General features: G+C 51.9%; 11 protein-coding genes and 1 CRISPR repeat array. Of the genes, 6 read left to right on the top strand and 5 right to left on the bottom strand.

What is annotated here, in order from left to right; all coding sequences use genetic code 11:
* The 5 genes from RHK62_RS12030 to tyrS all read right to left on the bottom strand — a co-directional run.
* Positions 1-207: hypothetical protein (locus RHK62_RS12030; protein WP_310453766.1), on the bottom strand; the 207-nt coding region annotated here is incomplete at its 3' end.
* Between the two features lie 51 nt (positions 208-258).
* A CRISPR array of direct repeats spans positions 259-2,359; the repeat unit is 35 nt; unit sequence TTTCCATTAATTCGGCTGGGAAAGAATCCCAGCAC.
* Positions 2,360-2,654: 295 nt separating this feature from the next.
* On the bottom strand, positions 2,655-3,377 hold the full coding sequence (locus RHK62_RS12025) for a cytochrome c biogenesis protein CcdA (RefSeq protein ID WP_310453765.1): 723 nt from the start codon (positions 3,375-3,377) through the stop codon (positions 2,655-2,657).
* Between the two features lie 4 nt (positions 3,378-3,381).
* Positions 3,382-6,120 (bottom strand): pitrilysin family protein, encoded by a 2,739-nt coding sequence (locus RHK62_RS12020; protein ID WP_310453764.1) that lies wholly within the window; start codon positions 6,118-6,120, stop codon positions 3,382-3,384.
* Between the two features lie 8 nt (positions 6,121-6,128).
* The gene (locus RHK62_RS12015; RefSeq protein WP_310453763.1) at positions 6,129-6,458 is read right to left on the bottom strand and encodes a hypothetical protein; all 330 of its coding nucleotides are present in this window, start codon (positions 6,456-6,458) and stop codon (positions 6,129-6,131) included.
* Positions 6,459-6,515: 57 nt separating this feature from the next.
* Entirely contained in the window at positions 6,516-7,742 is a 1,227-nt protein-coding gene (gene tyrS, locus RHK62_RS12010; RefSeq protein WP_206201686.1) for a tyrosine--tRNA ligase, read from the bottom strand.
* A 175-nt stretch (positions 7,743-7,917) separates the two neighbouring features.
* On the opposite strand from tyrS, the gene RHK62_RS12005 reads away from it, so the two are divergent.
* The 6 genes from RHK62_RS12005 (at position 7,918) to RHK62_RS11980 (ending at position 14,093) form a co-directional block, all read left to right on the top strand.
* Positions 7,918-9,849: a transglycosylase domain-containing protein gene (locus tag RHK62_RS12005; protein WP_399372871.1), complete on the top strand. Its 1,932-nt coding sequence runs from the start codon at positions 7,918-7,920 to the stop codon at positions 9,847-9,849.
* Between the two features lie 203 nt (positions 9,850-10,052).
* Positions 10,053-10,574: a transcriptional repressor gene (locus tag RHK62_RS12000; protein ID WP_206200092.1), complete on the top strand. Its 522-nt coding sequence runs from the start codon at positions 10,053-10,055 to the stop codon at positions 10,572-10,574.
* Positions 10,575-10,577: 3 nt separating this feature from the next.
* Positions 10,578-11,114: a DUF2808 domain-containing protein gene (locus RHK62_RS11995; RefSeq protein ID WP_310453762.1), complete on the top strand. Its 537-nt coding sequence runs from the start codon at positions 10,578-10,580 to the stop codon at positions 11,112-11,114.
* 1 nt (position 11,115) lies between these two features.
* Positions 11,116-12,012: an LD-carboxypeptidase gene (locus RHK62_RS11990; RefSeq protein WP_206200090.1), complete on the top strand. Its 897-nt coding sequence runs from the start codon at positions 11,116-11,118 to the stop codon at positions 12,010-12,012.
* 145 nt (positions 12,013-12,157) lie between these two features.
* The gene (locus RHK62_RS11985) at positions 12,158-13,705 is read left to right on the top strand and encodes an NAD(P)H-quinone oxidoreductase subunit N (protein ID WP_206200089.1); all 1,548 of its coding nucleotides are present in this window, start codon (positions 12,158-12,160) and stop codon (positions 13,703-13,705) included.
* Between the two features lie 52 nt (positions 13,706-13,757).
* Positions 13,758-14,093 carry a rhodanese-like domain-containing protein gene (locus RHK62_RS11980; protein WP_302678226.1) on the top strand — a complete coding sequence of 112 codons (336 nt, stop codon included), beginning with the start codon at positions 13,758-13,760 and terminating at the stop codon, positions 14,091-14,093.
* The last annotated feature ends 8 nt before the right edge of the window (positions 14,094-14,101 follow it).

Below are 14,101 nucleotides of genomic sequence, written 5' to 3'. Positions count from 1 at the left end.
TGTCGAAAGCCATCCAAGTGGAATAAAAATCCGCTTGGCAATTAAGCGCTCACGCAGCTTAGAAACTTTGGAGTGAGCAGTCTTAGATTGCGTAAATACGCACAACGCCAAGGGTTCTAAATCGACGTGGTAAACGGTACGAGAGCGGCTGCTAGTAGTAGCAGCTTGAATTGATGCGGTTTTGACCCGGTCATAATAAACGCCCATAACAAACTCCAAACTCCAAATAACAGATAGCTAGGCTTTTCTCCTAGCCAAGTTTCCATTAATTCGGCTGGGAAAGAATCCCAGCACTGGAGTTTAGACCATGGGATTGTTCAAAGAGGAAAGTTTCCATTAATTCGGCTGGGAAAGAATCCCAGCACATTAGTTCGAAAATAAAAATAGTTTTCGTTATTACGTTTCCATTAATTCGGCTGGGAAAGAATCCCAGCACCTGCACTACTGTTATACAAATCATTAATCTGTTGGTTTCCATTAATTCGGCTGGGAAAGAATCCCAGCACAATCTTGGGCTGAGGAGGAAACTATGGAAACTAAGGAGTTTCCATTAATTCGGCTGGGAAAGAATCCCAGCACGCGAGACCGTGATTTCTAAGCGTGATGAGAACGGGTTTCCATTAATTCGGCTGGGAAAGAATCCCAGCACATCGATCAAATTACAAAAATCTAGAAAGATCGGCCAATTTCCATTAATTCGGCTGGGAAAGAATCCCAGCACAAGCGCGCAAGTGGTAGTTTCTGCAACCGCAGAAACATTTCCATTAATTCGGCTGGGAAAGAATCCCAGCACTGTTCTTATTTGGAGGGAGCAAAAATGCTAAAAATTTCCATTAATTCGGCTGGGAAAGAATCCCAGCACAGCATCTCAAGTATCTCAAGTATCGAAATACTTGAATTTCCATTAATTCGGCTGGGAAAGAATCCCAGCACACTGAAGAAGAAGAAAATAAGTATCTCAAGTATCTATTTCCATTAATTCGGCTGGGAAAGAATCCCAGCACATCCCCGACATCGAGAATAAGAAAGCGGTAATTTTGATTTCCATTAATTCGGCTGGGAAAGAATCCCAGCACAAAGGGGATGGATATATTAATTTCAAGGAGGCTGCGTTTCCATTAATTCAGCTGGGAAAGAATCCCAGCACGATTAACCTCCAAAACAAAACCAAACACAATGCGTTTCCATTAATTCGGCTGGGAAAGAATCCCAGCACGGTAATAATAACAATCCAAACTCTCAAAATCAGGGGGTTTCCATTAATTCGGCTGGGAAAGAATCCCAGCACCTTTTGAAGAGTCTAAAGATTTTCAAAAAGAGCAAGTTTCCATTAATTCGGCTGGGAAAGAATCCCAGCACCAACATATTTTCTGCAGTCTTTTCCATGCAGAAATGTGTTTCCATTAATTCGGCTGGGAAAGAATCCCAGCACAAAATAAACAAAATAAACGCAGGGTTGCAAAAACGTTTCCATTAATTCGGCTGGGAAAGAATCCCAGCACATTGTTTCTGCAAAAAAGAAAACAAGTGGGTACTTGTTTCCATTAATTCGGCTGGGAAAGAATCCCAGCACTTACTAGCGGTAGCGGCAAAAGTGCTAAAACCGTGCTGTTTCCATTAATTCGGCTGGGAAAGAATCCCAGCACATTTGATCAGATAACTGGGTTAATAACACGTTTAGCGTTTCCATTAATTCGGCTGGGAAAGAATCCCAGCACTGATAATGCAGATTCATTGCCTAAAAACGTTACGCGTTTCCATTAATTCGGCTGGGAAAGAATCCCAGCACAGGTAATAACCAAAATAATAACCAAGGTAATAATAAGTTTCCATTAATTCGGCTGGGAAAGAATCCCAGCACCAAGGAGGCTGATTATGGCTAAAGTTAATCAATCTGTTTCCATTAATTCGGCTGGGAAAGAATCCCAGCACGTATAGGCACAAAAAAAAGTCCCCCCTCCCTTGGCGTGTTTCCATTAATTCGGCTGGGAAAGAATCCCAGCACGGCATAACCAAATATTGGGGTATGCCACCTTGAGTTTCCATTAATTCGGCTGGGAAAGAATCCCAGCACATTTGACTGGAGGTTTGATTATGTTTGCCGTGATGTTTCCATTAATTCGGCTGGGAAAGAATCCCAGCACGCTCAACCACCTGCGGTAGCTCAACCACCTGCGGTAGCTGTTTCCATTAATTCGGCTGGGAAAGAATCCCAGCACTGGGGCGGCACAATTAATAATCTACAAAAGTCAAGTTTCCATTAATTCGGCTGGGAAAGAATCCCAGCACATCGAAGAGCTAAAAGAGCTAGGTTTGCCGAAATGTTTCCATTAATTCGGCTGGGAAAGAATCCCAGCACGGCACCCTCCTAGAAGGTGCTCTACGACTACTATAGCACAGGTCATTTTCAAGCACCTAGACGGGATCATTTTTTTGTTTTTGTAAAATTTTTAGATCCGTAGGGTCACAGGACGTGAAAGTCACTCTGGAACTGAATTTCGGGAAAATTCAAGCACCTCCAAATCTGTTAGAAATTGCTCAAAGCGTTGTGGAGACTGGGTTTGAGAAAATTGCCGAGCTGAGAGGATATTTTTGTCCAGAGGTGCTTGCATGGCTACCGCCATCGGCCAACCACTGCCCCTTTGGCTTGAGCACTAAAGACGAATGGCTAAAGCAATGACGCCAAAAGCAATGAGGAGCACACCGCTCACAGGGGTAATCCAACTCGACCACTGCCGCAGTGCCAAGAGCCTTTGCAAGGCACCGCTAAATACTCCGACTAAAATCAGCGGCGCGACATACCCTGTTGTATAGGCCAACAGCAGACCAGCCCCCACCACTAGCTTTTGGGTTGTGGCCACCCATGCCAGCAGCGTTGCCAAGACCGGCGTACTACAGGGTGCTGCCACAAGGCCAAATGTTGCCCCTAGGGTATAAGCTTGCAACCCCGCAGGAACCCGAGCCGGCAGTTCCTCTAGGAAGCGACTGCGGGGAAAGCTCAGGGGCAAGGCATTGAGCAAATTTAAGCCCATGGCGATCGCCACCAAGCTCACCACGATCGTTAACCCCCAGCCCACCTGACCATAGATGCGACCAGCAACAGCAGCAATCATCCCCAACAGGGTTAAGGTGGTTGCGAGGCCAAGGGCAAAGCCAAGAGACTGGCGCAAGACGGAGCTATTTTGCTTTGTAGCGTAGCCGGCGATGTACCCGACAGTAATTGGCAGCATCGAAAGGGTGCAGGGAGTCAGACTTGTGAGCAGTCCCGCCAGAAACACAATACCGACACTGATCACGGTGAGATCACTCAGTTGAGCCGTCACCCATTGGTTGGCCCACTGTTCTAGGTGGTAAAGTCCTAAGGTTAAGCTGGCCATCGTTCTAGGGGCTAAAGGAAACACTAGGACCGGCAGTGACAATCACCAGTCGCTCTGGATCAATCAGATCCCGCAGAGTGTGATTAACTTCATCCAAGGTCACCTGCTGCAGGCGATCGCTAAACTGCTGGAGTTCTTCTGGGGGTAAATCCACACTGGCATTCCCTACAAGCGTCCGCGCCACCACATCCACATTGGCCAATTCGACAAGGTAAGTATTACTGAGGCTGCGCTTGGCGGCTCCGAGTTCGGCGGCGGTAAATCCTTGGCGGCGCGCCTCCCTGAGAAGTTGCAAGGTGGCCTGAATGGCCTTGGCGGTATCCTCAGGGGCGGTTTGCAATTGAATGATAAAAGGCCCTGCTTGACGACTGGCACTAAAGAAGCTGTAGATGCCATAGGTCAACCCTTGGCGATCGCGAATCTCTGTGCCCAAGCGACTGGCCAGCGTGTCTCCCCCTAGGATGTGATTCATCAGCATCGCTGCGTAGAAGCGAGGATCGCGGCGATCGATCCCCGGCGTCCCCAGATAGGTAATCGCTTGGCTCTTACCGGCAATCACCGCATTCTTAAAGAGGGTTTGCTCGGGCGGTGAAACTGCAGGAAAGGTTAGGGACAGGGGATCCGTTTGGGGTTGCCACGAGCCAAAAATTTCATTGAGGCGCGATCGCACCTCCACAGGGTCAAAATCTCCCACGAGGGTCAAAATCGTGTGATCGGGGGTATAGGCGGCACGATAAAAGTTCAACAGGTCTGGGCGTTGAATTGCTTGTACAGATTCAGGAGTGGCAAAGGGATGCAGGGGATGATTGGCGGGATAGAGGGTTTCTTGCAGGACGCGGCGCCCCCAGCGCACAGGATCATCCGCCTCAAGACTCAGAGCCGTGAGATAGCGTTGTCGGCTGAGCTGAAACTCCGACTCTGGGAAGGTGGCTTCTTGAAGCACTTCACCAAGGGTTTGCAAGAGGATGGGTAGCTCACTGGCCAAGGCATAGGCCTCAATATCCACTCCATCGCGGAAAGCATTGAATTCTAGGCTAATGCCACGATCCTCAAGGGTTTGTGCCAGCGTCAGGGCATTTTTGCGCCGCGTGCCATTGAGCAGGTTCGCAGCCGTCAGGTGAGCCACCCCCGGTTGGGTCAAGAGATCGTAGGCCGTTCCAGCGTCAATGCGCCCCGCCAGCGTAATCGTTGGTGTACTGCGATCCACGAGTAAGAGCACCCGCAGGCCATTTTTCAGGGTAAAGGTTTCCACCCCGTTGCTTTTGACCTCAGGGGCAGCCTGCCCACTCCCTTGGGGTAAATAGGCGGCAATGGTTTGCGGATCTACAGGCTCACCGACAAGATTATGGGCGGTGGTTTGGGCACCCGGCCGACCTGAAAGCTCAACATCGGCAAATTCACTGGGAATAAATTCCCCCACAATCCAGCGATCGCGCCCAAAGTAGGTTTGCACCACTCGTTGAACATCCGCAGCCGTGACTTTTTCAATGGCCGCAAGGTGGCGATCGCTAAAGCGGTAATCTCCCGTCAGGGTTTCATCGTTGGCTAGTTGACTGGCTTGGGCATCAATGTCGCGATTGCGCAGGATAAAGTTGGCCTTGAGCTGTTGTTTGGCGCGTTGCAGTTCAGCGGCACTCAAGGGACGCTCTGCCAGCTGGTTGAGAATCTGGCCAATGGTCTGCTCAATGGTCTCAAGGGATTGCTCCGGGGCCGCGATCGCGCCAATTTCAAACCAGCCCCCCGCCTGTAACGCGGCCACATAGGAGTAGGCCGAACTGGCTTGACCCGTTTCCATCAATTCCTGATACAAGTACGAACTGCGTCCGCCACTGAGGAGCATATCCAGCACATCCAAGGCCGCCTGATCTGGATGGGTCATCGCTGGAATGGGTACCAAAATCTGTAATAGCGGCGCACTTCCCGGTTCTGTGAGGCGAATTCGCTGGGCTTGACCTGCCGTTGGCGGCGGTAATGAAGGAGACTTTAGAGGGTCGGTTGGCCGAGGAATCTGCCCAAAGGTTTTCTTGACCAGTTCCAGTGCCCTTGGGGGACGGACATCGCCAGCAATCACCACAACCGCATTATCAGGACGATAGTACTGGTGATAAAAACTCTTCACCGCTGGCAGCGTAAACTGCTCCACATCACTGGCCGTTCCCCCCACTGGCAAGCCGTAGGGATGATGGGGATAGAGGGCGGCCATCACGGCTCGACTGAGGCGATATTCAGGACTATTTTCATAGCCTTGCAGCTCCGAGATCACCACCCGTTTTTCACTCTCAAGGGCATCGGGGGTCATCAGGGTATTGCGCAGGCGATCCGCCTCGAGAATCAGCAGTGGTTCTAGTTGGTCAGCGCGCACCGTATGGTGGTAGGCGGTCATGTCGTAGCTGGTAAAGGCATTGGAAGAACTGCCAAGGGCATAAAACAACTGACCAAACTGGACGGGACGGCTCTTGGTGCCCTTAAACATCAAATGCTCCAGTTGGTGGGCAATCCCATTTTCCCCCTTGGGCTCATGGCGCGAACCCACGCGATACCACACCTGCAAACTCACCACAGGGGCGGTGGGAATCTCTTTAATCAGAACCGTGAGGCCATTGTCTAAAACGGTTTTGGTCACACCACTACTGAGTCCTGCGACGGGGTTCAGGGGAAAAATCACAGCCAAACTGGTACTCAAGAGCATCAAGCCAATAAATAAGAAGATCTTAACGAATTGTGGAACCAGCCCTAGGGTCATCGTTGTAGTTAATTCCCTTGGTGGGCGATCGCGCTCACAAGGGTAGTAATTGCCGGGGAAAGACTCGCCAGAACAACAACGGATGCCGCCGCAATAATGATCGTTGTTGCCATCCGCACCATGGCATCGGTTCCCCGTTGATAAACTTCAAACTTGTACTCTTGATTTTTGACCTGTGTTGCTAACTCACTCACATCCCCTTGCAGTTTGTGCACATCAGTTTGGAGCTTTTCGACATCCGTTTGTAGTTTTTCAACATCGGTGCCGAGTTTCTCCACATCTACACGCAGCGCCTGCAACTCGCTGAGTACCTTGGCTTGAAATTCCTGCTCGCTCATCCTACACATTCTCTGCACCACCTCATCTTCATTCTGGCAGAGAATGCCAACGGCCACCTAAGGTACAAAGCGCAGGAATTTTTTCTTACCCACTTGCAGCACTTGGTTCACATAGGGTTCCGGTGCCGTGAGGGTAAAGTCCACATCCGTAATTTTTTCGCCGTTGAGACGCACCCCACCCCCTTGGATCTGTCGCCGCGCTTCGCTGCTACTGGGGCAGAGTTTGGTGTGACTGAGCACATAAGTCAGCTTCACAGGGAACTGAAACTCCCCAAGGGAATACTCTGGAATCGATCCCGCCTGTGCCGTTTGTCCTTGGGTGACGATCGCGGCTAGTTCCGCTTGGGTTTGCAGGGCGAGATCGCGCCCATGGTACTGACTCACGACTTCTAGGGCCAAGGCCTTCTGGCGATCGCGGGGATTGGTGGGTAAACTGTCCAAGGGCAAATCCGTGAGCAACTCAATGTATTGGTTCACCAAGGCATCGGGAATTTTCTCCAGCTTGGAGTACATACTGGCTGCCGACTCCGTAAGCGCCACATAGTTGCCAAGGGACTTCGACATTTTCTGTACTCCGTCCGTCCCCACCAAAATCGGCATCAGCAGACCAAATTGCACGGTGGGCAAGCGAAAATGGCGCTGTAAATCGCGACCCACAGCAATGTTAAATTTTTGATCGGTACCCCCCAGTTCCACATCTGCCGCCACCGCCACTGAATCATAGCCCTGCATCAATGGATAGAGAAACTCATGGAGAAAAATGGGCGTTTCCTTGGCGTAGCGTTCGGCAAACCCCTCCTTGGCCAGCATTTGGCCAACAGTCATCGTTCCCAGTAGCTCGAGAATTTTCCGCAAGTCCAGCTTGGCGAGCCACTCCGAGTTGTAGCGAATTTCTAAGCGGCCGGGGGTCTCAAAATCCAAAATGGGCTTCACTTGCTCAAGGTAGGTTTGCACATTGGTTGCCACCTCCTCAGGGGTGAGTTGTTTGCGCACCTCCGACTTCCCTGTGGGATCGCCAATTTGAGCCGTAAAGTCACCAATAATCAGCACGGCACAGTGCCCCGCATCCTGAAACTGGCGTAACTTGCGCAGGACAATGCTATGACCGAGGTGAATTTCGCTGCCCGTGGGATCAATGCCAAGCTTAATTCGCAGCGGGCGCTCCATTTGCCGCAAATAGACCCAGAGATTTTCTTCGGGTTTGGTGGAATCAGGGACATGGGGAAAGGTTTCGACAACGCCGCGCTGCAGCCGTGCAATTGTGGCCTCAAGGTCTGAAGACATCACTTGATTGGGCATTGGATTGGGCATTCGATTTGGGCGAGGACATTTTCTGGTCTAGGATGGCTATGATAGCAATCAATTGCGATCGCGCGGCAATCTTGCTATCCCTTACTTTTATCCCAATAAAAAAATCATATACGAAGCAAAAAATAATTGGCGTCAGGAAGCGACTGTCGTGTCCACCACTACCCTTGGCAAACACCCCTCCCAAACCCGCCCCCAAGATGAAAACTTCTGGCGTGGGGTCCTGCGAATTGCTAACCGTACCTTCCTTGTCGGGATGACCTTTGGTTGTGCGGCAATCGGCGGGGGGCTGCTGGGCTTGGCGATTAGCTTTCGGAATTTGCCGGATGTGCGATCGCTGCGGGGCTACATTCCCAGTGAAACGACGCACATTTACGATGCTAAGGGCACCCTCCTTGTCAGCCTTCACGATGAAGAAAACCGCGAAGTCGTTCCCCTCAGCGAAATTTCGCCCAGTTTGAAGCTGGCTGTGATGGCGATCGAAGACAGTAGCTTCTATCAGCATCGCGGTATTAATCCCATTGGTATTTCCCGTGCCTTAATGGTCAACCTCACCTCGGGGCGTACCGTACAGGGTGGCTCTACCCTGACGATGCAATTGGTGAAAAATCTCTTTTTGTCTCAAGATCGCTCCATTAGTCGTAAAGTGGCTGAGGCTGTCCTGGCCATGCGCCTCGAGCAGATCTTCAGCAAAGATGAAATTTTGGAGATGTACCTCAATCAAGTCTATTGGGGACATAACACTTACGGCGTACAAACCGCCGCCCAAAGCTACTTCAAAAAAAATGCCGCTGATCTCACGCTTGCCGAAGCCGCCATGATGGCTGGCATTATCCAAGCGCCCGAGGCCTATAGCCCCTTTGTGGATTTTGACCTCGCCAAAGAACGGCAGCAATTGGTGCTGGATCGGATGGTGGAATTGGATTGGATCACCCCCCAGGAGGCGGCTGCTGCTGCCCAAGAACCGATCAAGCTGGGGGAAATTACCTCCTTCCAGCGCAGTCGCAGTCCTTGGATTACGGATGCTGTGTTGCAGGAGTTGACCCGCCAATTTGGTCGTGAAGCGGTCATCCGTGGCGGAATGCGGGTACAAAGTAGCCTTGATGTCAAGGTGCAAAAAATGGCCGAAGAGGCCATCCAACGCGGCTATCAAACCCTACGGGGCAGTGGTGTGCGCGCCGATCAGTTGGCTTTGGCGGCGGTAGATCCACGAACGCACTATGTCAAAGCCCTTGTCGGCGGTGTGGACTACAACCGCAGTCAGTTTAATCGCGCCACCCAAGCGATGCGTCAGCCGGGGTCTGCCTTTAAGCCCTTTGTCTTTTATGCTGCCTATGCCAGTGGCAAATATACGCCCGATTCTGGAATTAACGACTCACCCGTTAGGTATCGCGATGGCAGTGGGTGGTATGTGCCGCGAAATTACGATGGCTCCTTTATGGGTGGGATGTCTATGCGTATGGCTTTGGCCATGTCCCGCAATATTCCTGCGATTGTTCTTGGCCAAGAGGTGGGTATTGAGCGCGTTATTGAAATTTGCCGTACCCTTGGCATTACCAGTCCCATGCTTCCTGTGGTTTCTCTACCTCTGGGGGCGGTGGATCTGACGCCCTTGGAAATGGCCGCTGCCTATGCCACATTCGCCAACAATGGCTGGCAATCCCCCACCACGACGATTATTCAAGTTACGGATAATAATGGCAATTTGCTCTTGGATCACACCCCTCGCCCCAAACTGGTGCTGGATCCTTGGGCGGCCGCAGCCATCAATGACACGATGAAAAGTGTGATCACCAGTGGGACAGGCACAGGTGCCAACATTGGCCGACCCGCCGCAGGGAAAACAGGCACCACCTCTTCTGAGCGGGATATTTGGTTTGTCGGTTATGTGCCGCAACTCTCAGCCGCGGTTTGGGCAGGGAATGACAACTATGCGCCCCTCGGGCAGGGGGCAACGGGGGGTGGCTTTATGGCACCCATTTGGCGGGATTTCATGAGTCAGGCACTCAAGGATGTGCCCGTCGAAGACTTTACCCCGATGTCGAAGTTCCAGCGACCCAAGCCGCAGCGGCAAACAAATTAAGAATTAAGGATTGGTTTTTGAACTGGGTTCTGCGCCATTGAACCCATTGATGATTGCTTGGGTTGTGCTTGGGCGTTGCAACTCATTTGCAGAAAGTTCAGTAAAACTATTGTAATTATTCTCAATAAGCTGTGGTTGTTGCAAATGACACTTGTTGTCGGCTATCATGCAAACCAAATATCGGCAGATCAGGCGAATCTCCTATGCCACTTTATACAGCAGCAGCCTTAAAGGCAGAACTGAACGAGAAGGGCTGGCGGTTGACGCCACAGCGAGAAACCATTCTCAATATTTTCCAGAATCTGCCTAAGGGCAACCACCTGAGTGCTGAAGACCTGCACCATGAGTTGCGTAAACAGGGACACTCCATTAGTTTATCCACCGTTTATCGCACTGTGAAGTTGATGTCACGGATGGGTATTCTGCGGGAGTTGGAACTGGCCGAGGGACACAAGCACTACGAACTCAATACAATGTCTCCGCACCACCATCACCACATGGTGTGCGTGCAATGCAACCGCACAATGGAGTTCGACAATGATACGATTCTCAAGCAGGCTCTGAAGCAGACGGAGAAGTATGGTGTGCAATTGATTGATTGCCAACTGACGATCTATACCATTTGTCCAGAGGCGTTGCGGCGCGGTTACCCCGGCCTGCCGGAAAACTGGGTCTGTAGTAGCGCGATCGCCCACGGCACAGAACCCCCCTCGCGGGGTAAATAAGGGATGCGACGACCCTTCGCGATCGCCCTTGTTGGCATAGCTGCTTTGCCCCCTCAGAGCCTAGGGGTTGAGTTTCCCGATGGTCGGGTGGCCTTTGATCAGCCACCCATTTTTGTTGAAGCCAATACCCGCTATCCTCAAGTGTGGCTAACGAATACCACCTACAACTTCATTGTGCAGATACCGACCACCGCAGGCGAACCCCTTGCCCGGCTCGACATTCAACAACTGCCCGGCATTGAGACGATTTACTTTTTGCCCCAACGTACCCGTGCTTTTATCGGCGATCGCTCCCGCCAGCCGATTCCCTTGGGCAAGGTGACCTTTGATGGCCATTCAGCGCTGCTCACAGTGACCTTTGATCCCCCTGTGCCATCGGGGTGGTACCTGCGGGTTGAGGTTGCTCCTGTGCGCAATCCCCAATGGGATGGGACGTATCTTTTTGCTGTGACAGCCTTTCCTCGGGGGGGAGATCGCGCCATAGGTCAAAATATCGGCACGGGGCGCTTGCAGTTTTACCGCAATTCTAATTTTTTCTAACGTGACCGTCTTTGCAACATTACCGCCGCCGCTTCAGCCGGGCGATCGCCTTGCCGTCGCCTTTCCTAGTGGTGTCCTCCGCCAAAGGGAACCTTTTTGGCAGGGAGTGGCCTGTTGGCAAGCTCAGGGCTATGAGGTGATTGTCGATGAGGCGGCCTTTGCCGGCTGGGGCTACCTTGCGGGTGCCGATCAACAGCGGCGCGATCGCCTGCGGCACTTATTGCAAGATGATTCTATTAAGGGTATTCTCTGCGGGCGGGGCGGATTTGGAGCGACTCGTCTGTTGGAGCAGTGGCAGTGGCCAGCGGTATCGCCGAAATGGCTGATTGGTTTTTCGGATATTACGGCTTTGCTGTGGAGCTATGCTAACCAAGGGGTGGCCGGTGTCCATGGCCCAGTACTCACCACGCTGGCGGCAGAACCCCTTTGGAGTCAGCAGCGGCTTTTTGATCTGGTGCGGGGCAAACCCCTAGAGCCGCTCTTGGGAACGGGTTGGGGGGGCGGTGTGGTGCAGGGTCGTCTTTTGGTGGGGAATTTAACAGTCGCGACTCATTTACTGGGGACGCCTGATTGTCCTTCTTTTGAGAATGTGATCTTAGCCCTAGAGGATGTGGGTGAAGCCCCCTATCGCATTGACCGCATGTTGACGCAGTGGCGCCGCAGTGGTGTGTTGCATCAGATTCAGGGGATTGCCCTCGGTCGTTTTAGTCGCTGTGAGGATCCCACCACCCAACCCAATTTTCGCGTGATTGAGGTTTTGGGCGATCGCTTGGCGGATTTGGGGCTTCCCATTGTCAGTGACTTGCCCTTTGGCCATGAGGGGGTCAATGCTGCATTACCGGTGGGGGTGGCAGCTGAGCTAGATGGCGATCGCGGCTCTTTGCGGCTATTGCTCTGACCCAAAATCAAAATACCACCTCTGCCAGTGCCGAGATTGGTAAAAACTAATCCCACTCATAAGCAGAAGGCGATCGCGGGCAAACAATGAAATGAAAATCTGGGTGATAAGATATGGGGGATTCCATCAAGGCGCGTAAAGAGTTATGGATTTGGTGACACTGGCCGGACAGCTGAATGCAGGCACCATTCTGCCGGAAACCATCGTGATTGTGACGCTGCTTGTTGTCCTCCTAGCAGATTTGATTCAGGGACGCCAAGCCGATCGCTGGACCCCCTACTTTGCCATTGTCGGTTTAGGGGGAGCGATCGCCACGATGATTCCCCTGTGGACTCAGCCCGACACCGTCAGTTTCTTTGGCAGCTTTATTTCTGATCACCTCAGCCTCTTCTTCCGGGGACTGATTGCCCTTTCAGCCTTGGGCACGATTCTCATGTCCATTCGCTATGTTGAGCAAACCGGCAGTTCCCTCGGCGAATTTATGACGATTCTGTTGACGGCCACGGTGGGTGGCATGTTCATTGCCGGTGCCCAAGAACTGGTGTTTATCTTTGTGGCGCTAGAGACCCTGAGTATTGCCTCCTATTTGCTCACCGGCTACACCAAGCGCGATAGCCGCTCCAACGAAGCCGCCTTGAAATATCTCCTGATTGGTGCGGCCAGTTCTGCCATTTTCCTCTATGGATCGTCACTGTTGTATGGCCTCTCCGGTGGGCACACCCAGTTACCAGAAATTGCCCAAGCTCTCTCTGGGGAATCCTTGGGTCTGGTGGTGGCCTTAGTGTTTGTTATTGCTGGCATTAGTTTCAAAATTTCGGCAGTGCCCTTTCACCAATGGACGCCCGATGTTTATGAGGGTGCCCCTACGCCTGTGGTTGCCTTTCTCTCCGTTGGCTCCAAAGCGGCTGGGTTTGCCCTTGCCATTCGCTTTTTGACCTTGGCCTTCCCCAGTGTCACCGATCAGTGGCAACTCATCTTTACGGTGTTGGCGATCCTGAGCATGATTCTTGGCAATGTGGTTGCCCTTGCCCAAACCAGCATGAAGCGGATGCTGGCCTACTCCTCCATTGGCCAGGCGGGGTTTGTGATGATTGGTTTTGTCGTTGGCACTGAGGCAGGTTATGCCAGTATGCTCTTTTACCTGCTGGTGTACCTCTTCATGAACCTTGGCGCTTTTACCTGTGTGATTCTCTTCTCCCTGCGCACGGGTACCGATCAAATTAGTGAGTATGCCGGCCTCTATCAAAAAGACCCGTTGCTGACCCTCGGCCTGAGCCTCTGCCTGCTTTCCTTAGGCGGGATTCCTCCCTTGGCCGGCTTTTTTGGCAAAATTTACCTCTTCTGGGCGGGTTGGCAAGCCGGTGCCTATGGTCTGGTGCTGCTGGGTCTATTAACGAGTGTGATCTCGATTTACTACTACATTCGTGTTGTCAAGATGATGGTGGTCAAGGAACCCCAAGAAATGTCCCTAGCTGTGCAAAATTATCCCGAGGTTTCTTGGTCAACCTTTGGCATGCGTCCGTTGCAGGTGGGTCTAGTGATGACGGTGATTGCCACCTCCTTGGCGGGTATCTTGGCCAATCCCCTCTTTAACTTGGTGAATACGGCAGTACTAGATGTGCCCCAAGTGGCTCATCAACCGACAGCGATCGAGGTGGCCTACCAAAGCCTACCGCCGGCAGGTAAATCTTAAGGATGACTTTAGTACGATCCCCGATCTATCCCCCTAGAATCAAGGGGAAGCCATGCTAGGACAAATCACAGTGGTGGAATTGGCGCAACGCCTAGCCACAGAGGCGGATACCTTGCAACTCATTGATGTGCGGGAACCAGAGGAGTGGGCGATTGTTCACCTCCCCCATTTCACCCTTTTGCCCCTGAGTGCGTTTCCCCAATGGTCGCCCCAAATTTGCCAGCTCCTTGATCCAGATCGGGAAACCTTGGTACTCTGCCACCACGGTGTGCGATCGGCGCAAATGGGTCACTGGTTGATTCAGCAGGGATTCCGTAATGTGAAAAACATTGTCGGTGGTATTGATGCCTATGCTGCGGCAGTGGATCCAACCCTACCCCGTTATTAGTTGATTGC

Origin of the sequence: Thermosynechococcus sp. HY213 (genome assembly GCF_031460975.1) — a bacterium.
In the GTDB taxonomy this organism is placed as follows: domain Bacteria; phylum Cyanobacteriota; class Cyanobacteriia; order Thermosynechococcales; family Thermosynechococcaceae; genus Thermosynechococcus.
Note: the sequence above shows the minus strand (reverse complement) of the source record. Positions and strands in the feature narration are given on the sequence as shown.

Bases quoted from the DNA above. Each gene is read 5' to 3' on its own strand.
- tyrS (WP_206201686.1), bottom strand. From the start codon at position 7,742: ATGTCTTCAGACCTTGAGGCCACAATTGCACGGCTGCAGCGCGGCGTT.
- RHK62_RS12015 (WP_310453763.1), bottom strand. From the start codon at position 6,458: ATGAGCGAGCAGGAATTTCAAGCCAAGGTACTCAGCGAGTTGCAGGCG.
- RHK62_RS12000 (WP_206200092.1), top strand. From the start codon at position 10,053: ATGCCACTTTATACAGCAGCAGCCTTAAAGGCAGAACTGAACGAGAAG.
- RHK62_RS11995 (WP_310453762.1), top strand. From the start codon at position 10,578: ATGCGACGACCCTTCGCGATCGCCCTTGTTGGCATAGCTGCTTTGCCC.
- RHK62_RS12020 (WP_310453764.1), bottom strand. From the start codon at position 6,120: ATGACCCTAGGGCTGGTTCCACAATTCGTTAAGATCTTCTTATTTATT.
- RHK62_RS12025 (WP_310453765.1), bottom strand. From the start codon at position 3,377: ATGGCCAGCTTAACCTTAGGACTTTACCACCTAGAACAGTGGGCCAAC.
- RHK62_RS11985 (WP_206200089.1), top strand. From the start codon at position 12,158: ATGGATTTGGTGACACTGGCCGGACAGCTGAATGCAGGCACCATTCTG.
- RHK62_RS11980 (WP_302678226.1), top strand. From the start codon at position 13,758: ATGCTAGGACAAATCACAGTGGTGGAATTGGCGCAACGCCTAGCCACA.